The 26,669-nt window shown below is 64.7% G+C and carries 23 protein-coding genes and 1 pseudogene; all 24 read left to right on the top strand.

The features are described from left to right. Positions 1-310: 310 nt before the first annotated feature. The gene (locus EAT51_RS16505) at positions 311-625 is read left to right on the top strand and encodes a hypothetical protein (RefSeq protein WP_130561844.1); all 315 of its coding nucleotides are present in this window, start codon (positions 311-313) and stop codon (positions 623-625) included. A gap of 63 nt (positions 626-688) precedes the next feature. After that, entirely contained in the window at positions 689-2,371 is a 1,683-nt protein-coding gene (locus EAT51_RS16500; protein WP_130550991.1) for a phosphoethanolamine transferase, read from the top strand. After that, positions 2,368-4,110 (top strand): ArnT family glycosyltransferase, encoded by a 1,743-nt coding sequence (locus EAT51_RS16495; RefSeq protein WP_130561843.1) that lies wholly within the window; start codon positions 2,368-2,370, stop codon positions 4,108-4,110. The genes EAT51_RS16500 and EAT51_RS16495 overlap by 4 nt, the downstream gene beginning before the upstream one ends. A 117-nt stretch (positions 4,111-4,227) precedes the next feature. Beyond that, on the top strand, positions 4,228-4,599 hold the full coding sequence (locus EAT51_RS16490; RefSeq protein WP_130550562.1) for a diacylglycerol kinase: 372 nt from the start codon (positions 4,228-4,230) through the stop codon (positions 4,597-4,599). A 230-nt stretch (positions 4,600-4,829) separates the two neighbouring features. After that, positions 4,830-7,331: a heavy metal translocating P-type ATPase gene (locus EAT51_RS16485; RefSeq protein ID WP_130550561.1), complete on the top strand. Its 2,502-nt coding sequence runs from the start codon at positions 4,830-4,832 to the stop codon at positions 7,329-7,331. Between the two features lie 96 nt (positions 7,332-7,427). Beyond that, positions 7,428-7,914: pseudogene (locus EAT51_RS20880) on the top strand (GDP-mannose 4,6-dehydratase); the annotation flags it as partial. Then, positions 7,902-8,171 (top strand): lipid-A-disaccharide synthase N-terminal domain-containing protein, encoded by a 270-nt coding sequence (locus EAT51_RS20930; protein WP_425599588.1) that lies wholly within the window; start codon positions 7,902-7,904, stop codon positions 8,169-8,171. The pseudogene EAT51_RS20880 and the gene EAT51_RS20930, both read left to right, overlap by 13 nt. Positions 8,172-8,335: 164 nt before the next feature. Next, the gene (locus EAT51_RS16475; RefSeq protein ID WP_130550559.1) at positions 8,336-9,280 is read left to right on the top strand and encodes a LysR family transcriptional regulator; all 945 of its coding nucleotides are present in this window, start codon (positions 8,336-8,338) and stop codon (positions 9,278-9,280) included. Continuing rightward, positions 9,277-9,555 carry an EexN family lipoprotein gene (locus EAT51_RS16470; RefSeq protein ID WP_130550558.1) on the top strand — a complete coding sequence of 93 codons (279 nt, stop codon included), beginning with the start codon at positions 9,277-9,279 and terminating at the stop codon, positions 9,553-9,555. Before EAT51_RS16475 ends, EAT51_RS16470 begins: the two co-directional genes overlap by 4 nt. Before the next feature lie 229 nt (positions 9,556-9,784). Then, positions 9,785-11,785, top strand: a complete 2,001-nt coding sequence (locus tag EAT51_RS16465; RefSeq protein WP_130561842.1) for a conjugal transfer protein TraG — start codon at positions 9,785-9,787, stop codon at positions 11,783-11,785. Next, a complete protein-coding gene (locus EAT51_RS16460; RefSeq protein ID WP_130550556.1) occupies positions 11,782-12,246 on the top strand; it encodes a CopG family transcriptional regulator in 465 nt (154 codons plus the stop codon). Before EAT51_RS16465 ends, EAT51_RS16460 begins: the two co-directional genes overlap by 4 nt. Before the next feature lie 68 nt (positions 12,247-12,314). Further along, the gene (gene trbB / locus EAT51_RS16455; RefSeq protein ID WP_425599587.1) at positions 12,315-13,289 is read left to right on the top strand and encodes a P-type conjugative transfer ATPase TrbB; all 975 of its coding nucleotides are present in this window, start codon (positions 12,315-12,317) and stop codon (positions 13,287-13,289) included. Next, entirely contained in the window at positions 13,286-13,669 is a 384-nt protein-coding gene (locus EAT51_RS16450) for a TrbC/VirB2 family type IV secretion system protein (RefSeq protein ID WP_058017631.1), read from the top strand. The genes trbB and EAT51_RS16450 overlap by 4 nt, the downstream gene beginning before the upstream one ends. After that, positions 13,666-13,935, top strand: a complete 270-nt coding sequence (locus EAT51_RS16445; RefSeq protein WP_130550554.1) for a VirB3 family type IV secretion system protein — start codon at positions 13,666-13,668, stop codon at positions 13,933-13,935. Before EAT51_RS16450 ends, EAT51_RS16445 begins: the two co-directional genes overlap by 4 nt. 12 nt (positions 13,936-13,947) lie before the next feature. Next, entirely contained in the window at positions 13,948-16,419 is a 2,472-nt protein-coding gene (gene trbE, locus EAT51_RS16440; RefSeq protein WP_130550553.1) for a conjugal transfer protein TrbE, read from the top strand. Then, entirely contained in the window at positions 16,416-17,156 is a 741-nt protein-coding gene (gene trbJ, locus EAT51_RS16435; RefSeq protein ID WP_130550552.1) for a P-type conjugative transfer protein TrbJ, read from the top strand. Before trbE ends, trbJ begins: the two co-directional genes overlap by 4 nt. An 11-nt stretch (positions 17,157-17,167) precedes the next feature. Further along, positions 17,168-17,458 carry a hypothetical protein gene (locus tag EAT51_RS16430; protein WP_130550551.1) on the top strand — a complete coding sequence of 97 codons (291 nt, stop codon included), beginning with the start codon at positions 17,168-17,170 and terminating at the stop codon, positions 17,456-17,458. Next, entirely contained in the window at positions 17,455-18,831 is a 1,377-nt protein-coding gene (trbL, locus tag EAT51_RS16425; protein WP_130561841.1) for a P-type conjugative transfer protein TrbL, read from the top strand. Before EAT51_RS16430 ends, trbL begins: the two co-directional genes overlap by 4 nt. Before the next feature lie 17 nt (positions 18,832-18,848). Beyond that, a complete protein-coding gene (gene trbF / locus EAT51_RS16420; protein WP_130550549.1) occupies positions 18,849-19,553 on the top strand; it encodes a conjugal transfer protein TrbF in 705 nt (234 codons plus the stop codon). Continuing rightward, on the top strand, positions 19,550-20,542 hold the full coding sequence (trbG, locus tag EAT51_RS16415; protein WP_130550548.1) for a P-type conjugative transfer protein TrbG: 993 nt from the start codon (positions 19,550-19,552) through the stop codon (positions 20,540-20,542). Before trbF ends, trbG begins: the two co-directional genes overlap by 4 nt. A gap of 2 nt (positions 20,543-20,544) precedes the next feature. After that, positions 20,545-21,813, top strand: a complete 1,269-nt coding sequence (locus EAT51_RS16410; RefSeq protein ID WP_130550547.1) for a TraB/TrbI/VirB10 family type IV secretion system protein — start codon at positions 20,545-20,547, stop codon at positions 21,811-21,813. Next, the gene (locus EAT51_RS16405) at positions 21,810-22,055 is read left to right on the top strand and encodes a DUF2274 domain-containing protein (protein WP_130550546.1); all 246 of its coding nucleotides are present in this window, start codon (positions 21,810-21,812) and stop codon (positions 22,053-22,055) included. The genes EAT51_RS16410 and EAT51_RS16405 overlap by 4 nt, the downstream gene beginning before the upstream one ends. Before the next feature lie 397 nt (positions 22,056-22,452). Next, complete coding sequence (locus EAT51_RS16400; protein ID WP_130519326.1) at positions 22,453-24,279, top strand: SLC13 family permease; 1,827 nt, start codon at positions 22,453-22,455, stop codon at positions 24,277-24,279. 78 nt (positions 24,280-24,357) lie between these two features. Beyond that, complete coding sequence (gene parC / locus EAT51_RS16395) at positions 24,358-26,604, top strand: DNA topoisomerase IV subunit A (protein ID WP_130561840.1); 2,247 nt, start codon at positions 24,358-24,360, stop codon at positions 26,602-26,604. Positions 26,605-26,669: the final 65 nt, after the last annotated feature.

The following is a 26,669-nucleotide window of genomic DNA, read 5'->3' as shown; positions in this document are numbered from 1 at the left end:
ACTACATCGAGATGTTCTACAACCCGATTCGCCGGCATGGTTCCGCTGGCGGCATGTCACCGGTAGAGTTCGAAAAGCGCTACGCGCAGAGCGGCGACTGAGTGTCTATGGAACTCTGGTCGGTCCAGCTGGTGTACGAGCAGAAAGCCGAATACTTGACGTAGGGGGTGGGATATTTCCCTTTATCGATTGGTTGCTGGAACGCGATGTCAAGGATATTTGCATATGGAATTGCCGCTTTCGTTCTCTGTATCTGTCAAAGCCTGAGATTCCACTCATCGGATCGCCAATCAAGTGGATCGATGTGGATATGACCCAGCTATTGCTGGAAAAAGGCTGCTGTACGCACTGGCACGACAGCATCGTATTACACAGATTGTTCGCACCAGCCCATCTGCGCGCCTACGCCAAGCAAGCAGCAAATGCGGTCTCGCAGGGCGGATATGCGCTTATTAGATGCGCGTCGATCAATGATGGAAAGAAACCAGAAAAAAACATTAGGAGATTTTCTAGTCCAGAAGGCGTTGCTGTCGTGCTGGGGAGTGACTTCATGTTGAAGGAAGTCCGGCGAGAAAAACTCGGCGACGGAACTGTGACTACCCACGCTCTGTTTGCACACTTATGACGTCGAGGATGCACGGTGATGGTCGATGAAAAAAAATCGCCAGCGATTTTGAAGAGTACCGGCATGCGTGGAACGATACATTTTGGTGATCGTTCGTCGTCACGCTGGGCAGGATGGCGCCCGCGGCTGTGCGTAGACACGCTTGTATGGGGTGAAGCGGTTTATATGGCGGCGTTGTTGAATGCGGCGTTCTGGCGTGCAGCTAACGCGGCAGGCGCCTTCGCGGGCAAGGGATCCATCACGACTGCGATCAGCCTGTTCCTGATCATCGTTGCGCTCAACGTGTTGCTGATACGCCCGTTGTGCACACGTTGGACGACACGTCCGATATTGAGTGTTTTCTTGCTGGTTGCCGTCTTCGCATCGTTCTTTTCAGATCGCTATGCGGTGTATTTCGATGTCGGGATGATGCGTAACATTCTCGCGACCGATCCTGCCGAATCGCGCGAGTTGCTCACTGCCGCGCTGTTGGGGCATGTGCTGCTCTATGCAACCTTGCCGCTGATCCTGATCTGGGGCTGCGTACTACGCTGGCCATCTAAACCGCGCTCCCTGTTACGGATGCTTGGCTCGATTGTACTGGCATTGGTTCTGGTCGTGGCCAGCGCGTTGCTAGGTTTCAAGGATGTGTCGGCATTGATGCGTAATCACCACGAATTGCGCTATCTGGTGGCACCGTCGAACGTCCTGGCATCTCTGGCTCGTATCGCTGCCAAGGACTGGAAAAGTAGAAGTGACGGGCCGCGTCAGGTGATTGCAGCTGATGCGCGCCTGGATGGGCACGCAACCATGACGCGCCCACACGTGTTGGTGATCGTCGTTGGCGAAACCGTCCGCGCGCAGAACTGGGGGCTCAACGGCTATGCCCGGCAGACCACGCCACAGCTGGCCGCATTGGACGTGGTGAACTATCCGGACGTCACTGCCTGTGGCTCGAGCACGGAAGTGTCGCTGCCTTGCATGTTCTCGGTGCATGGGCGAAGCAACTACGACGAACGTCAGATCCGCAACTCCGAATCGCTCCTGCACGTGCTTGCACGCACGGGGGTGAAGGTTTTGTGGCGAGACAACCAAGGGGGATGCAAGGGCGTTTGTGAGGGCCTGCCATTCGAGTTCGTGCGTCAGTCACAAGATCCCGAACTCTGCACTGCTCAGGGCTGCCAAGATGCCATCTTGCTGGCTGGGCTGAAGACGCGTTTGCAAGCCGCATCCGGCGATACCGTGGTAGTGCTACACCAACTCGGCAATCATGGTCCAAGCTACTACCTGCGTTATCCCGAGTCGTTGCGCAGATTTCGCCCGGATTGCCGCAATGCCGACCTGGGTGAGTGCGCACGTGAGCAGGTGGTCAACGCCTACGACAACGCCACTCTGGCCACAGATGATCTGTTGGCGCGACTGATCAGCCTGCTGGACTCATTGCAGGACAGAGACACCGCCCTACTGTACGTCTCCGACCATGGCGAGTCGCTAGGCGAGAGCAATCTGTACCTGCATGGGCTGCCGTATGCGATAGCCCCAAATACGCAGATAAAGGTGCCCATGGTGGCCTGGGTTTCCCCATCAATGGCGCGTCGCGGCTTGGACATGCAGTGCGTGAAGAAGCAGGCAAAACGTCCGGCCTCTCACGACAATCTTTTCCACTCGGTACTTGGCTTGATGGAGGTATCCACACGCGCCTACGAACGGAGCAAGGACGTATTCGGAATTTGCGCTACCGCGCCTCGCGGAGAGTCGGTGCAATGAGCGTACTGAATTCTCGGATCCGGACACTTTGGGGCCGGCTATCGACAGGCTGGATTATCTGGCTGCTCATCGCAGCCAGTCTCGCAGCAGGGATCGGGCTGCGAAAGCCTTCGCCACCGGACGAGCCGCGCTTTGTGCTGGCGGCACGGACTATGGTGGAGACCGGGCAATGGCTGTTGCCCCGGCGGGGCATCGAGTTGTACGCCGAGAAACCGCCGGTGTTCATGTGGCTGCAAGCGGTGGCCTATCACGTCGTTGGAAACTGGGACATCGCCTTTCTATTGCCTTCGCTGGTCGGCGCACTACTGACGTTGTGGTTGACCTATGACATCGGGCGCCGGCTTTGGAATGCCCGTGTCGGACGTTATGCAGCATTGGCACTGTTCGCCACGGTGCAGTTTGGCCTGATGGCCAAGCGCGGCCAGATCGACATGGCCTTGGTAACGATGACCACCGCCTCGCTATGGGGATTGTTGCGACACATGCTGCGAGGGCCGGATACGCGTGGCCTGGTCATCGCAGGGTTCTTCGCCGGACTGGGTACCGTCACCAAGGGCGTTGGCTTCCTACCATTGCTTCTGTTGGTTCCCTACGCCTTCGCGGTGTACCAGCGCAAGGATGTGGTGCCACTAGGAGGCAAGCAGCTGCTGTGGCTACTCGGCAGCTTTGTGGCCGGTGTCGCGGTTTGGCTCGGACCGCTAGGGCTGGCGCTTGTCGGTAGCGACGACATGGCCCTGCAACGCTACGCCCGCGAACTGCTTTTCAAGCAGACCACGACCCGCTATATCTCGGCCTGGCACCATGTGCAGCCCGCCTGGTACTACCTGAAGGTAATCGCCACGTTGTGGCTACCAGGATGCTTGTTGTTGCCATGGCTGGCTGTGCCCTGGTGGAAGCGACTACGTCGCAGCAACCCACGTTACCTGTTGCTGATCGGCTGGGCGCTGCTGGTATTGCTGTTCTTTAGTGCCAGTCCCGGCAAGCGCGAAGTCTATATCTTTCCGATACTCCCCGCATTGTGTTTGGCCGCCGCACCGTTGCTGCCTGCCATCCTGCGCTTGCGCAGCAGTCGGATACTGCTGGGTGGCTATCTCTATGTCATCGGCACGGTTGCACTCTTGCTGGGCGGAGCGTTGTTCCGGAACGGTCCCTGGGTGCAAACGCGGCTGGCTGGTCGCGATGTTGATCTCGCTTCCCAGCACGCGCTCGCGATTTGGATGCTCGTTCTTGGCATTGCCCTCGTGCTGATCGTTATCGGCTGGGGCCGCCGCCACATCGGGCGTGCTGCAGTAGCGACGTCGTGCACGCTCTGGCTGGTCTATGGAATCGGCCTGATGCCAGCACTGGACCCGTTCGCTTCTGCATCCCGGCTCATGCAACACGTGCGAGAGGTCGCCGGGCCCAACGGCCAGTTGGGCCTGGTGGACTGGCGCGAGCAGAACTACTTGCAGGCCGGGCGTCCGGTGGCGGATTTCGGATTCAAGGCGCCAATCAACCAGCAATGGGAGCTGGCCTGGCATTGGGCGGCGCAAATGCCCACTACACGTCTGCTGCTGGTTTCGCAGGCGGCGGCTGAGCAATGCTCCGGCCAGACACACCCTCTGTGGACAGGACAAGCCAATCGCACCACCTGGGTATTGCTGGACGGTACCGAGGTGGTGCGCCACTGCTTCAACACCGTGTCGGGTAAGCCTGTGGGTGTAGCTCGATCCGCCCAGAGCGAAGAGGACATGCCATGACGCTCGGCTTCGCACTTGCAATCCAGGCCGGCATGAAAAATTTGATATCCGTGCATGGCACGGCCGCATACGGATGCTCGGTGCACATCACCACACTGCCCCACGAGGACTTCGCACATGGCAGATAAGTACGGGCACAGCCTGCGCGGTCCACGCCGCCTATGGTTTGCGTTCACGTGGTCGATGAAGGGATTGCGTGCTGCTTGGCTTTACGAGTCTTCGTTCCGGCTCGAGGTTTGTCTGGCCGTCCTTCTGCTTCCTCTGGGAGTGACGTTGGGGGAAAGCGGGCCGGAACGCGCCCTGCTAGTCACCAGTGTCTTGCTCGTCCTGGCAATGGAGTTGCTCAACTCCGCCATCGAAGCGGTAATCGAGCGCTATGGCCCTGAGCATCACGAGCTTGCTGGGCGAGCCAAGGACATGGGATCGGCGGCGGTATTCGTCGCCATGATCGGAACCGCGGCCACGTGGCTGCTGGTGCTGGCAGGCTGACCTGGCTATGGGATCTGTACACGTGAATAGCACATGCGTCCACACCCTGATCGGCGACATCGGGCGAAGCTATCTCCGCATGTCGATCCCGCCCCCATGGTTGAACAACGGGCAGACACCACCCTTGTCATCTCTCATGTGAATTTGAATGCACGAGGTACAAGCGTCATGAACAAACAACTTCACCAGACTTTCCCTTTTGAAGGCCCATCACGACAGGAGACACTGAGATGATCAAGAAGCTACAACTGGACATCCCCATCCTACTGCCAGATGTTTTGGATGAGGCCGACGCCTGCATCTCCCGTTTGGTCGATGATTTGCAGGGGAAATCAGGTATCGACCGTGTGCACGTACGCCCCGCGGGCGAAGGCGCTTCAGCACAGCTGTGCATCCACTACGACCCGAATCTTCAGCCACTGGCGCGTATCCGGGAGCTGGCTGAGGCGGCCGGCGCTCGCATCAGCCAGCAGTTCGGACACATGCATCTGGAGGTCGAGGGCATCCAGCACGAGCGACGCGCCCGCACCGTAGCGGAGACGCTGCGGAAAATGCGCGGCGTCCTGGAAGCCCAAGCCAGCGCTGCCGGTACCATGCAGATCGAGTTCGACCGCGATCAAGTCGATGAGTCGGCCCTGCTTGCTGTCCTGTCGCGCATTGGAGTGACGCCAAAACATCAAGAACAGCCATCGGGTTCTCCAGAACACGGTCATGATGGTGAAAAGAAGCATGCCCATGACCATGGCGGCATCTTTGGGCCGAACAGCGAGCTGTTCTTTGCCTTGTCCTGCGGCGCGGCACTGGCGATCGGCTTCACCGTCGAGAAGCTGACCTCTGCTCCCGGATGGCTGCCGTTGGTTTGCTACATCGCCGCTTACGTGTTTGGTGGCTTTTATACGGTGCGCGAAGCCTTCGACAATTTGCGGCTCAGGCGTTTCGAGATCGACACCCTGATGCTGGTGGCCGCTGCAGGCGCCGCGGCCCTAGGTTCATGGGCAGAAGGGGCATTATTGCTGTTTCTCTTCAGCTTGGGACATGCCCTGGAGCACTACGCGATGGGGCGGGCCAAGCGCGCAATCGAGGCGTTGGCGGAACTGGCACCGGAAACAGCCCGGGTACGCCGAGAAGGCGAGTGGGTGGAAGTCCCCGTTTCCGAATTGGACATTGGCAACGTGGTTTCCGTGCGACCGAATGAACGTCTGCCCGCTGATGGTTTCGTGGTTGCAGGGACCTCCAGTGTCAACCAGGCACCAGTGACCGGAGAAAGCATTCCGGTTGACAAGCGTCCGGTCGGCGATCTCGTTGCAGCACGCAATAAAGCGAGCTCGGTGGACGCCAGTTCGCGGGTATTTGCTGGAACGATAAATGGCAGTGGCGCGCTTGAGGTCGAAGTCACCAAGCGTTCGGGTGAGTCGGCCTTGGCACGAGTAGTCCAACTGGTCAGCGAAGCGGAAACCCGGCAATCGCCCACCCAGCGGCTGACCGAGCGGATCGAGCGGATCTTCGTGCCCTCGGTCCTGGCGCTGGCGTTCGTGCTGCTGTTTGCGTGGGTGGTGGTGGATGAACCCTTCCGCGACAGTTTTTACCGGGCGATGGCGGTGCTGGTCGCAGCCAGCCCCTGTGCGCTGGCCATCGCCACGCCCAGCGCGGTGCTGTCCGGCATTGCCCGTGCGGCACGCGGTGGCGTATTGGTGAAGGGCGGTGCACCGCTGGAGGATCTTGGGTCATTGCGGGCAATGGCCTTCGACAAAACCGGCACCCTGACAGAGGGCCGGCCGCGCATCACTGATGTGGTCCCTGCCGAGGGTATCGATGAAGCCGAGCTATTGGATGTCGCAGTAGCGGTAGAGTCGCTCAGCGACCATCCGCTGGCCGCCGCCATCGCTCGTGATGGTCGCGGACGGCTAGACGGGCGCGAACCCGCACTGGCCAACGACCTGAAAAGCCTGACTGGTCAAGGTGTCACTGCCCGTATCGGCGACACGCAAGTGTGGATTGGCAAGGCGGAAATGTTCGGCAGTGACGGCTTGCCTCCGCTCAGTCCGGCGGTTGCTGCGGCAATCGAGACTCTGCGCGAACAGGGGCGTACCACCATGGTCGTGCGCTTGGGTGAGCGCGATCTTGGAGCGATTGGCTTGATGGACACCCCGCGCGCCGACGCACGCGAAGCCTTGGAACATCTGCGCACGCTTGGCATCGAGCGCATGATCATGATCTCGGGGGATCACCGCAACGTCGCCAACGCCGTGGCAGAACAGGTCGGGTTGGACGAAGCCTGGGGCGACCTGATGCCCGAGGACAAGGTGGAGGCCATCCGCAAGCTACGCGAGCAGGACAAGGTGGCGATGGTGGGCGATGGCGTGAACGACGCACCGGCGATGGCCAATGCCACGGTAGGCATTGCGATGGGTGCAGCCGGTTCGGACGTCGCATTGGAAACCGCTGATGTGGCGCTGATGGCCGACGACCTGCGCAACCTGCCGTTTGCCGTGGGATTAAGCCGACGCACGCGGGCGGTGATCCGGCAGAACCTGTTCGTCAGTCTTGGGGTGGTGGCCTTGCTGGTGCCGGCCACGATCTTCGGTTTGGGTATTGGCCCGGCCGTGGCCATGCACGAAGGCTCGACGCTGCTGGTGGTCATCAATGCCTTGCGATTGTTGGCCTATCAGGGGGCACCTCCATCCCGTTTACGGCCACTCTCCAGTGCCGATAGCGAGAGCAGCAATGTGTGAGATGACACCGCTATCTCTGTTTGTCGCCGTTTCCATCAAGGTTGACGCGCCCCCACGTACCAGTGAAACCGCTGCATCACCATCAAGATGGATACGATGACCACCCTTGTTACTGGTGCAGCGGGATTTATAGGCGCTCATACTTGTCGTGCATTGGCCGCACGCGGCGAGGCCCTGGTCGGAATCGACAATTACAACGACTATTACAACCCCCAACTCAAGCGAGATCGTGTAGCGGCGTTGTGCCCGAAGGTCGACATTCGCATGATCGACCTTATCGACCGTGATGGCCTGGCTGCGCTGTTCGACGAGTTGAAGCCCACGCGCGTGGTGCATCTCGCTGCGCAGGCGGGGGTGCGTTACTCCCTGCGGAATCCCTATATCTACGTTGATTCCAATTTGGCAGGGTTTGTCAATCTGCTCGAACTATGCCGTCAGCGCAGCGTCGGACACTGTATCTACGCTTCTAGTAGCTCCGTGTACGGCGACTCGGCGACGCCGCCATTCTCCGAGGATCAGCGCATCGACAAGCCGCGCTCGTTGTACGCGGCGACCAAGGCTGCCAACGAGCTGATCGCGTACCTCGGCGCGCTGATGTTTGGCGGCCGCTGGCTGGTGCAGTTCGTCGCCTCCAAACGCGCTGGCAAGCCGGTGATCCCGCGTCTGTTCTGGTACATGAGCGTGCTCGGCAGCCTGATGACGCTGAGCTACTTCCTTTTTTCGGCCAAGCAGGACTCGGTGGGCGTGCTGCAGAACCTGTTCCCGGCGTTTACGGCGATGTACAGCCTTTACCTCGACATCAAGTATCGGGGGTGGAGGCGGGACAAGGTAAGGCGTTGAGCACTGTGAACGCTGGATTTTGCGGTCCGTTATCTTCCAATACGTTGGCGAATCGGTGCTTTTAATGGACCACCAAGCCAGCACGATAAAAATTGATCATGGCTATGTACTTCACAGCTGATCGTCAATCTATCCAGAACCATTATTGAGACTATGGATGCCCAATGGAACTAAGGCACCTTCGCTGCTTTTTGGCTGTTCACGAGGAACTTCATTTTGCCCGTGCAGCGCAGAAGCTGCATATTGAGCAATCACCACTATCACGGGCCATCAGAGAGCTGGAGGAAGAACTCGGTGCGCAGCTATTTATCCGAACTAGCCGCAGCACCAAATTGACCCGCGCTGGCAAGCTATTTGCGGAGCATGTGCCACGCATCTTCCTTTCGATACAGCAAGCGCGTGATAGCGTGAAAGCTGCAGCTAATGGCTTTCATCACCAATTGCGTATTGCCTTGTCCGACGGTATCACGCCGACGCGCCTGCCGGCTTTGCTGGCACTCTGCCGACAGGAAGAGCCTGAAGTTGAAATTCGTTTCTTCGAGGTTTCGCTTTCGCAGCAGATCAAGGGAATTCATTGCGATTTGTACGACATGGGACTTGCCCGCTCCGATGAGGTTGGAGACGGAATAATTGCCATGCCAGCCTGGAACGATCCATTGATGGTGGCGGTGCCAGCACGGCATGACTTGCTCAAGTATCGAAGGATCCCACTGGAAGAAGTGATGCGATTTCCGCTGATTCTCGCTGATCCTCATATGTGCGAAGGCCATGCCCGACAGGTCGAGAGGGTGCTGCGTCGTGTGGGCATGGAACCGCTCGTTGCCGAACGGGTTGTTTCGTGCGATTTGATGATGGCATTGGTATCTGCAGGCTTCGGCTTGGGTCTGACGGGCTATGCTCACATCGCAGCCAGCCGGGAACAGGGTGTTGTCGCACGTCCGCTGGCTGGGCGCTCGCCAATGCTCACGACCTATCTTTTACGCCCGGAAGGTGATCCTTCGGATACGCTGGATCGGTTCATTAAGCGCGTGCAGGCCATTGAATCCCCGGAAACCAGCCGACCCACACCGCGCATTGACCCCGACCCCACGGAGGAACCCAAGCCATGAAGAAGACCATCCCGCTCTTGTTGGCCGTGATGCTTTCGGCCTGCGGCCCATCCGAAACGCCGAAGCACGAAGCGCCGAAACAGGCCGACGTGACGACCGTTGAAGAACTGGTATCCAATCCCGAACGGCTGAAAGAACTGCGCCAGCAGTGCAAGACCGATCGCCCCATACTTGGCGACGTGTTGTGCAACCGCGTGGCCGAAGCCACGCGCAAGCGATTCATTGGTGACGGCAAGGTGCCTTATACGCCACCGGAGAACCCACCCAAGTTCTAATCGTGGCTCGGCCACGAAATTTTCAATTTATTTCTCGATACGCCGCGATACGCCAGTATTCGCGGCGTTTTTATTGCGCTCTCCGCAACTGAAAAGATTGCTTTTTCCGGCATCTTGATGTCAGAAACGGTCTTTGACCGGCACCGCTTCGACTCTGATCCTCGCGCTATGCGGCACGTCCTTGTGCCGCGCTTGACCGAGGAATCAGCGCAGAAATCGGAGGCCAGTCATGCAAGCTCAGGGCGTGCTATTCGGGCAGATCGCCGCCGTCTTCGGCATCGTGATCGCCGGCGTATGGAGTGCAACGCAATGGACAGCCGCCGCTCTGGCCTATCAAGTACGCCTTGGCTCGCCCTGGTTTGATTTCTTCGGAACGCCGGTCTATCACCCCTGGCGGCTGTTCGAGTGGTGGTTCTTCTTCGATGCCTATGCGCCGCATGTCTTCGACATAGGCGGTGCCATCGCGGGCGGCAGCGGCTTGGTGGCGGTGGTGGTCGCCATCGCCATGTCGGTGTGGCGCTCGCGGCAATCGCGCCTCGTCACCACCTACGGTTCCGCACGCTGGGCCGATGCCACAGACATTCGCAAGGCCGGACTGATGCAGCCAGCCGGCATCTTCCTCGGCCTGCATCGCGGCCAGTACCTGCGCCACGAAGGCCCGGAACACGTCCTGACCTTCGCACCGACGCGCTCGGGCAAGGGTGTCGGCCTGGTCGTGCCGACCTTGTTGAGCTGGCCCGCGTCCGTCGTCGTTCACGACATTAAAGGCGAGAACTGGACGCTCACCGCCGGCTGGCGCTCGCGCTTCTCGCATTGCCTGCTGTTCAACCCGACCGATGCGAAGTCGGCAGCCTATAACCCGCTGCTGGAAGTGCGGCGCGGCGCGCATGAGGTGCGCGACGTGCAGAACGTGGCCGACATTCTGGTCGATCCCGATGGCGCGCTCGAACGCCGCAACCATTGGGAGAAGACTTCGCACGCGCTGCTGGTCGGGGCCATCCTGCATGTGTTGTACGCGGGCGAGGACAAGACGCTGCGCGGCGTCGCCAACTTCCTCAGCGACCCGGCTTGCCCGTTCGAGCTGACCTTGCACCGGATGATGACGACGAAGCACCTGGGCGATGCACCGCACCCGGTTGTCGCGTCCGCTGCGCGCGAAGTGCTCAACAAGTCGGACAACGAACGCTCCGGCGTGTTGAGCACCGCCATGTCGTTCCTCGGTCTGTACCGCGATCCCACGGTGGCCGAAGTCACGTCGCGCTGCGACTGGCGCATCGCCGACCTGATTTCCGCCGAGCACCCGGTATCGCTGTACCTCGTGGTGCCGCCTTCGGACATTAGCCGCACCAAACCGCTGATCCGGTTGATCCTCAACCAGCTTGGGCGGCGGTTGACCGAATCGCTCGATGGCAGCGACGGCATCGCCCGCCGCCACAAGCTGCTGCTGATGCTGGACGAGTTCCCCGCGCTGGGCCGGCTCGACTTCTTCGAGACGGCGCTGGCGTTCATGGCCGGCTACGGCATCCGCAGTTTTCTCATCGCGCAGTCGCTCAACCAGATCGACAAAGCCTACGGCCAGAACCATTCCATCCTCGACAACTGCCACGTCCGGGTGACGTTCGCCACCAATGACGAACGCACGGCCAAACGGATCTCCGAAACGCTCGGCACCGCCACGGAACTGCGCGCCCAGCGCAACTACGCCGGCCACCGGCTCGCGCCGTGGCTGGGGCACCTGATGGTGTCGCGGCAGGAAACGGCCCGGCCGCTGCTCACCCCTGGGGAGGTGATGCAGCTTCCACCCGACGAATCCGTGGTGATGGTGTCCAGCCTGCCGCCGATCAAGGCGAAGAAGCTGCGCTACTACGTCGACGCCAATTTCAAGCGGCGCGTGCTGTCGCCGCCTGCGCTCGCCGCCGGGCGCTATGCCGACGCGCCGCCAGCTCGCCCCGACGACTGGAGCGGCCTGGCGATTCCCGCCATCCCCACCGCACCGGCCACGGCGTCCGCCGATGACCTGGGCAGCACCGACGACGGTGGCCCGCGCCGGCAGCCGGAGCTATCCGAGGTGGCCAAGTACCACCCCGAACAAACGGCTCTCGCCAACGACCTGGCGCTGCTCGATGACGACGACGACCTGCCGCTGCCGCTTCCCGGCCAGCTCGACCCCGCGATGCAACGCACCGCGCGGCTGGCTTCCCTCGAACAACACGACGGAATCGAGCTATGAGTCAATACCGCCTCAATCTATTCATCCAGCACGAGCACGCCAAGCGCCTGGAGGAACTGGCCGCCAAGAAAGGCGTGTCCAAGTCGTCCATTGTCGCGGCGGCGCTCGCATCGTGGCTATCGCCCGATGCCGGCGACCAGCGCGAGGCCGCCATCGCCAAGCGGCTGGATCGCCTCTCGCGGCAGGCCGAACGCCTGGAGCGCGACCAGAACATCCAGATCGAAACACTGGCGCTGTTCGTTCGCTACTTCCTGACCGTCAGCACGCCGGTTCCCGAAGCGCATCAGGAAGCCGCCCGTGCCCAGGGCAAGGCCCGTTTCGAGCAATTCGTGGAGCAGCTTGGCCGCCACCTGCTGCGCGGCCGGAGCCTGGTGCGCGACGTGGTGGAGGAACTGCATCCCGACCCGATGCGAATGGATGACGCGGTGGCCCAGGCCGAAGCGCAGGAGCGTGCCTCATGAGCGCCGTTCCACAGCTCCCGCCCGAACCCCGTTCGTCGGCCGCGACCTCATTGGATCGCCGCATCCAGATGCTGCGCACGGCAATGGGGCCGCTGATCGCCGCCGCGCTGGAAGACCCGGACGTGGTGGAAATCATGCTCAACCCCGACCGCACCCTATGGGTGGATCGGCTGTCGTCGGGCCGTGCGCCGCTGGGCGTGGAGCTGTCCGAAGCCGATGGCGAACGCATCATCCGGCTGGTGGCCGCGCATGTCGGCGCGGAAGTGCATCGCGGCCAGCCGCTGCTGACCGCCGAGCTGCCGGAGACAGGCGAACGCTTCGAGGGTATCTTGCCGCCGGCCGCACCCGGCCCGGCGTTCGCGCTGCGCAAGCGCGCCGTGAACATCATCGGCCTGGATCAGTATGTGGCCGACGGCATCCTGACCGTCGGCCAAGCCGAGTTCCTGCGCCGCGCCGTGCGCGAACGGCAGAACGTCCTGATCGCCGGCGGCACCAGCACCGGCAAGACCACGCTGGCGAACGCGCTGCTGGCCGAGATCGCCGCCACCGGCGACCGCGTGCTGGTGCTCGAAGACACCATCGAACTGCAATGCGCGGCCCGCGACCATGTGCCGCTGCGCACGCGGGCCGGCGTGGTGTCGATGCAGGAGCTGGTGCGCGCCACGATGCGCCTTCGCCCGGATCGCGTGATCGTCGGCGAAGTGCGCGGCGGCGAAGCCCTGGACTTGGTGAAGGTGTGGGGCACCGGCCACCCCGGCGGCATCGCCACCATCCACGCCGGTTCCGCGCTCGGCGCGCTGCTGCGCCTGGAGCAACTGATTCTCGAAGTCGCGGTGAATCCGCCGCGGGCACTGATCGCCGAGGCGGTCAACGTCGTCATCCACATCGCCGGACGTGGCCGCAAGCGCCACGTCGAAACCATCGCCCGCGTCGTTGGCTTCGACGCTGCGGGCTATCGCCTGGCGGACGCGCTGGAAACGCCGTTTCCCGAGCTGCCGCCGCTTTCTTCCCCGTCCCCTGACCAACCTGGAGAACTGCCATGACGCAGATGAACGCCCATGCTTTGCGCATTTCCGTAAATCCGGCTTCGGCCTTCGCCCGCCTGCGGCGGCTGGCCGCGCCGGCGCACCACGGCCTGCTGCTGGCCGCCGTCATGCTGATGGCGGCAGGCACCGCGAAGGCATCCGGTTCCTCGATGCCCTGGGAATCGCCGCTGCAATCCATTCTGGAGTCGATTCAGGGGCCGGTGGCGCGCATCGTCGCGGTCATCATCATCATTTCGACCGGCCTGGCGCTGGCCTTCGGCGACACCTCGGGCGGCTTTCGCAAGCTCATCCAGATCGTGTTCGGCTTGAGCATCGCCTTCGCCGCGTCCTCGTTCTTCCTGTCGTTCTTCTCGTTCTCCGGCGGGGCCGTCGTATGAGCACGGCCAACGACCTTCCGGGCTTCGAGGTGCCGCTGCACCGCTCGCTGACCGAACCGATCCTGATGGGCGGTGCGCCGCGCACCGTGGCCATCGCCAACGGCACGCTGGCCGCCGCCGTCGGGCTGGGCCTGCAACTGTGGATTCCTGGCGCGGTGCTCTGGATCGTCGGTCACTCGCTGGCCGTCTGGGGCGCGCGCGTCGATCCGCAGTTCATGCAGGTCTTCGCCCGGCACATCAAGCACAAGCCGCTGCTGGACGTGTAGGGAGACGCCGCCATGCTGAACCTTGCCGAATACCGCCAGCGGCCCGCCTTGCTGGCCGACTGGCTGCCCTGGGCCGGGTTGATCGCGCCCGGCGTGGTGCTGAACAAGGATGGCTCGTTCCAGCGCACGGCCCGCTTTCGCGGCCCCGACTTGGACAGCGCCACGCAAGGCGAGCTGATCGCTACGTCGGCGCGGCTCAACAACGCGCTGCGTCGGCTGGGTTCGGGCTGGGCCTTGTTCATCGAAGCCGAGCGCCGGCCGGCGGCGGACTACCCGCACTCGGATTTCCCCGAGCCGCTTTCGTGGCTGGTGGACGAGGAACGCCGCGCTGCCTTCGAGGAATCGGGCCACCACTTCGAGAGCGGCTATCACCTGACGCTGGCCTACCTGCCGCCGGAGGAATCCCGCGCCCGCGCCGCCAAGATGCTTTACGAGAACGCACCCGGCGACGGCGTGGACTGGCGCGGCCGGCTCGATGCCTTCGTGGCGGAAACCGATCGGGTGTTCGACCTGCTTGATGGCGTGATGCCGGAAATCGCCTGGCTCGACGACGCGCAGACGCTGACCTATCTGCACGCCACCGTCTCGACGCGACGCTACCGCATCGGCGTTCCTGAGGTGCCTTTCCATCTGGACGCGCTGCTGGCCGATTCCGCCCTGGTCGGCGGCCTCGCGCCCACGCTGGGCGACCAGCACCTGCGCGTGGTGTCGGTGCGGGGCTTCCCGACCTCGACCTGGCCGGGCTTGCTGGACGACCTCAACCGCCTGGGCTTTGGCTATCGCTGGTCAACCCGCTTTCTCTGCATGGACAAAGCCGAGGCGGAAAAGGAACTCGGCCGCCTACGCCGCCAGTGGTTCGCCAAGCGCAAGAACGTCGTTGCGCTGCTGCGCGAAACCATCTTCCAGCAGGAAAGCCCGCTGGTCGATACCGATGCCAGCAACAAAGCCGCCGATGCTGACGCAGCCTTGCAGGAGCTGGGGAGCGATCAGGTCGCCTTCGGCTACCTCACCGCCACGGTGACAGTGCTCGATGCCGACCCGGCCGTGGCCGACGAGAAGCTGCGCATGGTGGAGCGCGTCATCCAGGGCCGGGGCTTCGTGACCATTCCCGAAACCCTCAATGCGGTGGATGCCTGGCTGTCGTCCATCCCCGGCAACGCCTATGCGAACGTGCGCCAGCCCATCGTCTCGACGCTGAACCTGGCGCACATGATGCCGCTGTCGGCGGTGTGGGCCGGGCCGGAGAAGAACGACCATCTCGACGGCCCGCCGCTGATCGTCACCCGCACCGATGGCGCGACGCCGTTCCGGCTGGTGACGCACATCGGCGACGTGGGCCACACGCTGGTCGCCGGCCCCACGGGCATGGGCAAGTCGGTGCTGCTGGCGACGCTGGCCTTGCAGTTCCGCCGCTACTTCGGCTCGCGGATCTTCGCCTTCGACATGGGCCGCTCCATGCGCGCCACCATCCTCGGTCTGGGCGGCGAGCACTACGACCTGGGCGTGGATGGTGGAGGCAACGCAGACGGCCCCGCCGTGGCCTTCCAGCCGCTCGCCCGCATCGACGGCGAGGGCTACCGCACCTGGGCCGCCGAGTGGATCGAAGGCCGCTTTCGCCACGAAGGCGTGACCATCGGCCCCGACGAGAAGGTGGCGATCTGGTCGGCGCTCGGCAGCCTCGCCGGCGCACCGATGGAACAGCGCACGCTCACCGGATTCTCGGTGCTGCTGCAATCCAACGCGCTGCGCCAGGCGCTCGCGCCCTATGTGCTCGGCGGCGCGCACGGCAAGCTGCTGGATGCCGACCGCGACCGGCTGGGGCTGGCCGACGTGCAGGGCTTCGAGATGGAGGAGCTGATGCACAGCAAGGCCGCCGTCATGGCTGTGCTGCATTACCTCTTTGCGCGTTTCGATGAACGCTTCGACGGTGCGCCCACACTGCTGATCCTTGATGAAGCCTGGCTGTTCCTCGACGACCCGGTGTTTGCCGCCCGCATCCGCCAGTGGCTCAAGACGCTGCGCAAGAAGAACGTCAGCGTCATCTTCGCCACGCAGTCGCTGGCCGACATTAAAGACTCGACCATCGCGCCCGCGATCATCGAGAGCTGCGCCAGTCGGATTTTCTTGCCTAACCCGCAAGCCACTGAGCCGCAGATTCGCACGATCTACGAGGGCTTCGGCCTCAACAGCCGGCAAATCGAGATCGTCGCTACCGCCCAGCCCAAGTGCGATTACTACTACCAATCGCGCTTGGGAAACCGCCTGTTCGACCTCGACCTGGGGCCGGCTGCCATCGCATTCGCGGGCGCTTCGACCCCGCAAGACCAACGCGACATAGACCGCGTGTTGACGCAGGCCGGCGCTCCCGGCTTCGCCGGCGCGTGGCTGCGCCATCGCGGCCTCGATTGGGCCGCCGACCTGCTGCCGTCCGCACCGGCGGCGGCTTCCTTCCTCGCTTCTCAACCGCTGGAGGTTTCGCCATGAAGACCCGTGTGCTTTCCGCTTCGCTCGCCATCGTGCTGTCCGGCTCGCTGATGCTCGCCCAGCCGGCGGCGGCCATCACCGTGTTCGACCCGTCGAACTTCGTGCAGAACACGCTGACCGCCGTTCGCACGCTGGAGCAGATCAACAACCAGATCAACCAGCTCCAGAACGAGGCGCAGATGCTCATCAACCAGGCGCGCAACCTGACGAGTCTGGACTTCAACATCGTCAACCGCCTGCGCTCCACGCTTGCCACCACCGAACGCCTGATCGCCGAGGCGCAGGGGCTGGCCTACGACGTGCAGAGCATGGATACCACGTTCTCGCGCCTGTACCCGGAGCAGTACGCCGCCACCGTCAGCGGCGACCAGATGCTGCGCGATGCGCAAGAACGCTGGAAGAACACCTTGAACGGCCTGCACACCGCGATGCGGATGCAGGCGCAGGTGTCGCAGAACCTGACCCAAGACGAAAGCGCGCTGGCCGACCTTGTGAGCCAGAGCCAGTCGGCCACCGGCGCTTTGCAGGCCATGCAGGCGACGAACCAGCTTCTTGCCTTGCAGGCCAAGCAGTCCATCCAGGCCCAGCAGCTCCAGATCACGCAAGACCGGGCGGCCTCGCTGGAGCTGGCGCGGCAGGCGGCGGCGACCGAGCGCGCCCGCGAAGTGCGGCGGCGCTTCCTCGGCACCGGCACGCCGTACACGCCGCAGACCGTCAATTTCTACAACAACAACTGACGGAGGCGGCCATGCGATGCGCTTCCGTCCTGCTGGCCGTGCTGCTGACCGCCTGCGGCCAGCAGTCGGCCGAGAACCTGGCCGACGCCTTGGCCGCCGACCCCGCACGACTCAAGGCGCTGCGCGCGCAATGCGCGGCCGACCGGCGGGTCGTGGGCGAAGACGCTTGCCGTGCCGCCACCGAAGCCTTCCGGCGGCGTTTCTTCGCCGGCCACACCGGGCCGGACGAATACAACTCGCTGGCCGAGCTGCCGCCGATTCCAGCCAGCTTCGATGAACCCACCGGGGAGGACGCGCCATGAATGACGTGACCATCATCGATCAATTCCTCGATACGTTCTCGCGCTATATCGACTCCGGCTTTGGCTTGCTGCATGGCGAAGTGGCGTTTCTGACCGCCACACTTATCGTCATCGACATGACGATCGCCGGCCTGTATTGGGCCATGACCCACGCCACCGGCCAGGGCGAGGACGTGATCGCCAAGCTGCTGCGCAAGGTGCTGTATGTGGGCGCTTTCGCCTACATCATCGGCAACTTCAACTGGCTGGCCGGCATCGTGTTCCGTTCGTTTGCAGGGCTGGGCCTGATGGCCGGCGGCTCGACCCTGACGATGGAAACCTTCCTGAAACCGGGCCGATTGGCAAAGACGGGCATCGACGCCGCCGCGCCGATTCTTGAGCAGATCGGCGACCTTGCGGGCTTCCCCGAGGTGTTCGTGAACCTCGACCCCATTGTGGTGCTGTTCCTCGCCTGGCTGGTGGTGATCCTTTGCTTCTTCGTGCTGGCGGTACAGCTTTTCATCACGCTGATCGAGTTCAAGCTGACCACGCTCGCCGGCTTCGTCCTGATCCCGTTCGCCCTCTGGAACAAGACGAGCTTCCTGGCGGAAAAAGTGCTCGGCAACGTGGTGTCGTCGGGCATCAAGGTCTTGGTGCTGGCGGTCATCGTCGGCATCGGTTCGGGCCTGTTCGCGCAGTTCCAGGTGCATCCCGATGAGCCATCCATCGACCAAGCGCTCGTCATCATGCTGGCCTCGCTCGCGCTGCTGGCGCTCGGCATCTACGGGCCGGGCATCGCCACGGGCCTCGTGTCCGGTGCGCCGCAGCTTGGCGCGGGCGCGATGGCCGGTGCTGCGGTCGGCGCGGTCGGCACGGGCGTTGCCATCGGTGCCGCCGCGACCGGCGTAGGCGGTGCCGTCGCTGCCGGGGCACGCATGGCACCCGCCGCCGCGAAGCTGGCCGGCGCTGGGGCGCGGGCCGCCACGTCGGCGGCCGGCAGCGCCAAGTCGGCATTCCAGGCCGGTTCCGCAGCAGCAGGCGGCGGGGCCAAGGGCGCAGCCGCTGGCCTCGGCAACGTCACCAAGACCGGCGCGCAGGCGGCAGGCCGCCGCGCCGCATCCGGCGCTGCCGCTGCGGGACAGAAGGTGGCCGACTCCTTTCGTGCCGGATGGAACGGCGCGGATGCCGGCGCTTCCGGCTCCGGCCAGTCCGCCGCAGGCGAAGCCGCCGACAACGCCGCTGGCTCGCAGAAGCAGGAACAACCCGCCTGGGCCAAGCGGATGCACCGCCGCCAGCAGATCACCCATGCCGCGACCAACGCCGCCCACACGCTGCGCGGTGGCGACGGCGGCGGCTCCGTGCAAGGCCCGAGCCTGCGTGATTCCGATACCTGACCACCAAGGAGAACCCTATGCGATTCAAGCGACCGCAGGTGCGCTACGCCGATACGCCGCAGCCTGCCACCCCGTATCAAGCCGCCGCCCAGGTGTGGGACGAGCGTATCGGCTCGGCCCGCGTGCAGGCGAAGAACTGGCGATTCATGGCCTTCGGCTGCCTGCTGCTGGCCTTGCTGATGGCGAGCGGCCTGGTGTGGCGTTCGGCGCAGTCCATCGTCACGCCCTACGTCATCGAGGTGGACAAGAGCGGCCAGGTGCGCGCGGTCGGCGAAGCCGCCACGCCGTACAAGCCGGCCGACGCGCAGATCGCCTACCACCTGGCGCACTTCGTCACGCTGGTTCGCTCGCTGTCCATCGACCCCATCGTGGTGCGGCAGAACTGGCTGGATGCCTACGACTACACGACCGACAAGGGCGCAGCGGTCCTCAACGACTACGCCAGCAAGAACGACCCGTTCGCCCGCGTCGGCCGCGAATCGGTGACGGTGCAGATCACCAGCGTTGTGCGCGCCAGCGACACGTCTTTCAACGTGCGCTGGACGGAACAGCGGTTCGTCAACGGCGCACCCGCTGGCACCGAACGCTGGAACGCCGTGCTTTCCACCGTCCTGCAAACACCGCGCACCGAACAGCGGCTGCGCAAGAACCCGCTGGGTATCTACGTCAACGGCCTGTCGTGGAGCCGTGAACTGGATTCGTCCGAAGGAGCCAAGCCATGAACCTGCCTTTCCGCTTTTACGCTTTGCCGGCCATCCTGCTTGCCCTTGCGGGCTGCGCCTCGCAGGGCAAGCCGTCGCCGTCCATCTCGCTCGATGAGCCGGTACAGGCCCAGCCGCTGCCCGAACCGCCCAAGCCGGTGGAAGTCGTCGCCGTGCCTGAACCGCTCGCGCTGCCGGCGCAGTTGAAGCCGCTGCCGGGGACGGATGGGGACAAACCCGTGCCGGAGCCGGCCGATGAAACCGTGCGCGTGTCCAAGGCCAACGCCGAGGCGCGCATCGCGCCCACGCGCGAGGGCTACGTCAACGCGATCCAGGTGTGGCCCTTCACCGATGGCGCGCTCTATCAGGTCTATGCCGCACCTGGGCGCGTGACCGTGGTTTCACTCCAGCCGGGCGAGGAACTGGTGACGGTCGCCGCCGGCGATACCGTCCGCTGGATCGTGGGCGACACGTCCAGCGGCAGCGGCGACGCGCTGCGCGTGAACGTGCTGGTCAAGCCCATCCGATCGGGCCTGAAAACCAATCTGGTCATCACCACCAGCCGCAGGACATACCTGCTGGAGTTGACCTCGACCGAGCGTGCATGGATGGCTTCGGTGTCCTGGGACTACCCGAAAGACCGGATGCTGGCCTTGCAGCGCCAGGCGCAAGCGGCCAGCGCCGCCGCGCCGATCGATACCGGCTTGTTGCTGGAGAAGATCCGCTTCCGCTACGCGGTCAGCGGCAGCAATCCGCCGTGGAAGCCGCTACGCGCCTTCGATGACGGCGAGAAGGTCTATATCCAGTTCCCGCCAGGCATCGCCCAAGGCGAACTGCCGCCGCTGTTCGTCATCGGCGCGCAGGGCGACGGGCAACTGGTGAACTACCGTTTCCGACCGCCGTACTACATCGTGGATCGGCTGTTTGGCGCTGCCGAACTGCGCCTGGGCGGCGATGGTGGCGACGTGGTGCGGATTGAGCGCACGGATGGCGTGGCGCGGAGGAACTGACCATGAGCCAGGACGACACCCCTGATCTTGCCGCGCCGCAGGCGGGCAAGGTAGCCCCCGAGGCGGTGGCGCTGCGCGCCCAGCCGCGCCCGGTCACGCGCTTGAACCGGCGCACGCTGGCCATCCTCGCCGGCGGCCTGTCGGTCGCCGTGCTCGGCGCGCTGATGTGGTCGCTGCAACCGCAGCGGCGTAGCGCCAGCGAGCAGGCCGAGCTTTACAACGTAGATCGCGTTTCCAAGTCCGAAGGGCTGGATGGCCTGCCATCGGATTACTCGAAGCTGCCGCCCAAGGTGCCCGAGCTGGGGCCGCCGCTGCCGGGCGATCTCGGCCCGGCCATCGTGAAGTCGCAGCAGCCCGCCGTGGCCGCCTACGCGGCCCCCGGCCACGACCCGAACGACGGACTGCGCAAGGAGGCCGAAGCCGCGGCGGGTTCCTCGGTGTTCTTCCGCTCCGGTTCGCAGAAAGCCGCGCCAGTGGCGCAGTCGCAGGCCGCCGCCGCGCCGGGCTTCGCCGCCAATGCGGCGTTCGACCCGTCGGCGGCGGGGCCGGCCTCGACGGCGGCCCAGCCTGCCGACCCGACCGCCGTGCAGAACCGGCAAGACCAGAAGGAGGCGTTCCAGAAAGCCGGAACCACGGAAACCCGTAATTCCGGCAATCTGACCCTGCCGGCTTCGCCGTATCAGGTCATGGCCGGAACGGTGCTCGCCGGGGCGCTGGTGACGGGCATCAAGTCGGACTTGCCCGGCGACGTGATCGCTACGGTGACGGAGCCGGTCTATGACACGGCTACCGGCAAGTTCCTGCTGATCCCGCAGGGTTCGCGCATCCTCGGCCGCTACAACAGCCAGGTCGCCTACGGGCAGAGCCGCGTGCAGGTGGTGTGGAACCGGATCATCCTGCCGGATACGTCTTCGCTGACGCTCGACAACTTGGCCGGCACCGACCCGGCCGGCTATGCCGGGCTGGAAGACGATGTGGACTATCACTGGGGCCGCATCTTCGCCGGTGCGGCACTGACCACGCTGCTGGGCGTCGGTGCCGAGCTGGCCGCGCCGGAGAACCGGCAAGACGGTGATCGCATCATCATCGCCGGGCGCGACAGCGCGCAGGACAGCATCAATCAGGTCGGCCAGGAGATGACCCGGCGCAACATGAACATCCAGCCGACGCTGACCGAGCGCCCCGGCTTGCCGGTTCGCATCATCGTCAACCGCGATCTGGTGCTGCGGCCCTACCAGCCCTTGTTCTTCAACCGGGGGACTTCTCGATGAGCACGACCAAGAAGCTGCGGCTCGGGCCGCTGCCGAAAACGGAATCCACGAAGCTGACCTTCGCTTGCCCGGCCAACCTGAAAGCCGACCTCGACCGCTACGCCGCGCTGCACGCGCAGGCGTATGGCGAGGCGGTCGATGCGACCACGCTGATCCCACACATGCTGGAGGCATTCATGGCCGGGGATCGGGGATTCAGGAAGGGAGGCGCAGGCAGGGCCGCGCCGCCGAAGCCAAGCTGATGATGCCGGTTTCCACTGGCGGCCATCCCTCGAACGCGCAGCCCAAGGCTGCGCGTTCTTCGTTCTGGAGGACGCTGGCGGATTGGGCTATGATGATTGAACGCGGTCGCCGTCTGCTGGCAATTGCCCCCGATGCAGCACGCTCCGGCTTTCTACCGCGACGCTCTTATGTGGCTCCCAGCCCGCAACGCCGCTGCCTCGCAAAGCGGCCCGAAGTAGAGCTAAACCCGCGCCCCATATAGACTTACGGCCATCAAGCCATTTTCATCCTGTGCTTGACACAGGCACTTTTTTGTTGCCACCGCGGCGCGCCGCTTCAGGTCCAGGCGCCTACACCGTGCGCGTGGAGGCCCGGGCTTAAGCTGGCGCGCGCCCTTCCCGGAGCCCTCGCGTGCCACTGGAACCTCAGCAGCTGCTCTTCCTGGTCATCCTGGCGGTGACGCTGGCGCTGTTCGTCAGCGAGAAGCTGCGCGTGGACCTGGTGGCGATGCTGGCCATGCTGGCCCTGACCCTGACCGGCATCCTCAACCCGCGCGAGGCGCTGTCGGGCTTCTCCAGCGAGCCGGCGATCATCGTGGCCGCGGTGTTCGTGCTCTCGGCGGGCCTGGCCGCCACCGGCATCACCGACCGCATCGGCCAGGCCATCGGCCGGGCCGCCGGTGGCAGCGAGTGGCGCACCATCGCGGTGGTGATGCCGGCCACCGCGGCGCTGGCCGCGTTCTCGCACCACCTGATGGTCACCGCGATGATGCTGCCGATCCTGATGCGGCTGGCGCGCGAGCAGAAGCTGGCCGCCTCGCGCCTGCTGATGCCGATGTCGCTGGCCGCCTCGCTGGGCACCACGCTGACCCTGATCAGCGCGCCGGCCTTCCTGCTGGCCAACGATCTGCTCAAGCGCTCGGGGCAGGACGGGCTGGGGTTCTTCGCCATCACCCCGATCGGCGCGGTGCTGGTGCTGCTGGGCACCGTCTACATGCTGCTGGGCCGCTGGCTGGTGCCCAAGCGCAGCGGCGAGTCCAGCAGCGACAGCTACATGCGCCTGGAGCGCTATTACACCGAACTGGTGGTGGACGAGGACTCGCCGTGGATCGGCCAGACCTACGAGGCCTTCCGCACGCACTTCGGCGAGCGCCTGCAGGTGGTGAACTGGCTGCGCCACGGCGTGCGCCGGCCCCGTCAGCGCGCCGACAGCCCGCTGCAGCGCGGCGACGTGCTGCTGGTGCGCGCCTCGCCCGACGAGATCGCCTCGATCAAGGACGAGCCCGGTCTGTCGCTGCACGCGGTGGTCAAGTACGGCGAGCAGCCGCGCGAGGACGCGCGCAAGACCGAGCTGCCAGGCGAGGAACAGCTGGTGCAGGCGGTGGTGGCGCCGCATTCGGAGTTCGTCGGCCGCAGCGTGGCCAGCATCGACTTCCTGCATACCCTGGGCGTGGTGGTGGTCGGCCTGTGGCGCAAGGAGGGCTGGCTGCACGGCGAGCTGTCCGAGGTGGTGCTCGAGGAAGGCGACCTGCTGGTGCTGTGGGGCCGGCAGAACATCTTCGGCAAGCTGGCCCAGCACCATGGCTTCCTGATGCTGATGCCGTTCGAGGCGCACCAGCGCAGCCGCCGGCGCGCGCCGCTGGCCCTGGCGATCATGGTGGCCTCGGTGGCCGCCGCGGCCACCGGCTGGCTCACCCCGCAGATCGCCTTCCTGGCCGGCGCGGTGGCCATGATCATCTCCCGCTGCGTGGGCGTGGAACGCGCCTACGAGGAAATCGACGTGCGCATCTACGTGATGATCGCCGGCGTGATTCCGCTGGGCATGGCGATGGAGAAGACCGGCACGGCCGCCTGGTTCGCCGACATCCTCGGCCGCCATGCCGCGCACTGGAGCGCGCTGACCCTGCTGCTGGTGATGTTCGCCAGTGCCGCGCTGCTGACCCAGATCCTCTCCGATGCGGCCACCACCGTGCTGCTCACGCCCATCGCCCTGGCCATGGCCCAGGCGCTGGGCGAGCCGCCGACCCCGTTCGTGATCTGCATCGCCATGGGCGCGGTGGCCTCGTTCCTGACCCCGATCGGCCACCACGGCAACCTGCTGATCCTCAACCCGGGGCAGTACACCTTCGGCGACTTCCTGCGCGTGGGCGCGCCCCTGACCGCGCTGATCGCCCTGGCCACGGCGTGGATGGCGCGCTGGATGTGGCTGGGCGGGCCGCTGCTGCCGTTCGGCTGGGGCGGCTGACGCAGTGCCCGTCGTGTCGCGGGCGCTGCGACGGGCGGGGGGCTAAAATCGGCGGGTTCACCTCAACCGCAGTGCCGCATGACCGACGACGCCATCCGCCCCACCTTCCACGGATTCGAACAGATCCCGCTGCGCGAGTATGCCGAACGCGCCTACCTGGACTACTCGATGTACGTGGTCCTGGACCGTGCCCTGCCCTTCATCGGCGACGGGCTCAAGCCGGTCCAGCGCCGCATCATCTATTCGATGAGCGAGCTCGGCCTGGGCGCCGCCGCCAAGCCGAAGAAGTCGGCGCGCACCGTCGGCGATGTCATCGGCAAATACCACCCGCACGGCGACTCGGCCTGCTACGAGGCGCTGGTGCTGATGGCCCAGCCGTTCTCCTACCGCTATCCGCTGATCGATGGCCAGGGCAACTTCGGCTCGTCCGACGATCCCAAGTCGTTCGCGGCCATGCGCTATACCGAGTCCAAGCTCACCCCGATCGCCGAAGTGCTGCTGGGCGAGCTGGGCCAGGGGACCACCGACTGGTCGCCCAACTTCGACGGCACCCTGGAGGAGCCGACCTGGCTGCCGGCGCGCCTGCCGCACCTGCTGCTCAACGGCACCACCGGCATCGCCGTGGGCATGGCCACCGACGTGCCGCCGCACAATCTGGGCGAGATCGTCAGCGCGCTGATCCGCCTGATCGACGATCCCGACGCGACCGTGGCCGATCTGTGCGAGCACGTGCGCGGCCCGGACTACCCGACCACCGCCGAGATCATCACCGCGCCGGCCGACCTGCGCGCGATGTACGAGACCGGCAACGGCAGCGTGCGCGCCCGGGCGACCTTCACCCGCGAGCACGCCAACATCGTGGTGACCGCCCTGCCCTACCAGGTCTCCCCGTCCAAGGTGATCGAGCAGATCGCCGCGCAGATGCGCGCCAAGAAGCTGCCCTGGCTGGAGGACATCCGCGACGAGTCCGACCACGAGAACCCGGTGCGCGTGGTGCTGATCCCGCGCTCCAGCCGCGTCGATGCCGACCAGCTGATGGGCCATCTGTTCGCCACCACCGACCTGGAGAAGAGCTACCGGGTCAACCTCAACATCATCGGCCTGGACGGTCGCCCGCAGGTCAAGAACCTCAAGTCGCTGCTGAGCGAATGGCTGGGCTTCCGCTACGACACGGTCACCCGCCGCCTCAAGCACCGCCTGGAGAAGGTCGAGCGCCGCCTGCACCTGTTGCAAGGCCTGCTGACCGCCTTCCTCAACCTGGATGAGGTCATCCGCATCATCCGCAGCGAGGACGAGCCCAAGCCGGCGCTGATCCAGCGCTTCGCGCTGTCCGAGGAACAGGCCGACTACATCCTGGAGACCCGCCTGCGCCAGTTGGCCCGCCTGGAGGAGATGAAGATCCGCGGCGAGCAGGACGAGCTGGCCAAGGAGCGCGAGAAGCTGCTGGCCACGCTGGATTCCAAGACCAAGCTCAGGAAGCTGGTCAAGGACGAGCTGCTGGCCGATGCCAAGAAGTTCGGCGACGAGCGCCGCTCGCCGCTGATCGCCCGCCAGGCCGCGCAGGCGCTGGACGAGACCGAGCTGGTCGCCAGCGAGGCGATGACGGTGGTGGTCTCGGAGAAGGGCTGGGTGCGCGCGGCCAAGGGCGGCGACATCGACACCGCCAAGCTGTCCTATCGCGATGGCGATGGCCTGCTGGCGGCGGTGCGCGCGCGCAGCAACCATCAGGTGGCGTTCCTGGATTCGACCGGGCGCGCGTATTCGACCGCGGTGCACACCCTGCCCTCGGCGCGCGGCAACGGCGAACCGCTGACCGGGCGCTTCTCGCCGGCGGCCGGCGCCTCGTTCCAGGCGCTGGCCTCGGGCGAGAACGACACCCGCTTCGTGCTGGCCTCCTCGCACGGCTACGGCTTCGTCACCCGCTTCGAGAACCTCACCAGCCGCAACAAGGCCGGCAAGGCGATGTTCAACCTCACGCCCAACGCCAAGGTGCTGCAGCCGGCGCTGGTGGCCAACCCGGCCACCGACCGCATCGTCGCGGTGACCAGCGCGGGCAACCTGCTGGCGATCGCCGCCAGCGACCTGCCCGAGCTGGACAAGGGCAAGGGCAACAAGCTGATCGACATCCCCAAGGCCAAGCTGGCCACCGAACGCGTGGTCGCCATCGCCGCCATCGGCCCCGGCGGCACGCTGGCGGTGCACAGCGGCGCGCGCACCATGACCTTGTCGTTCAAGGACCTGGATCTGTACACCGGGACGCGTGCTACACGCGGGATGCTGCTGCCGCGCGGTTGGCAGAAGGTCGACGGCCTGGATGTCCAGTAGTTCACCATTCTGGCGCGCAGCGGCGCGTTCTTCTTCGCTGCGACTGACCCTGGTCGCGGCGCGGC

Source organism: Pseudoxanthomonas winnipegensis, assembly GCF_004283755.1.
Lineage (GTDB): Bacteria > Pseudomonadota > Gammaproteobacteria > Xanthomonadales > Xanthomonadaceae > Pseudoxanthomonas_A > Pseudoxanthomonas_A winnipegensis.
The sequence above is the reverse complement of the archived record's forward strand: the minus strand, read 5'-3'. Positions and strand labels throughout refer to the sequence as shown.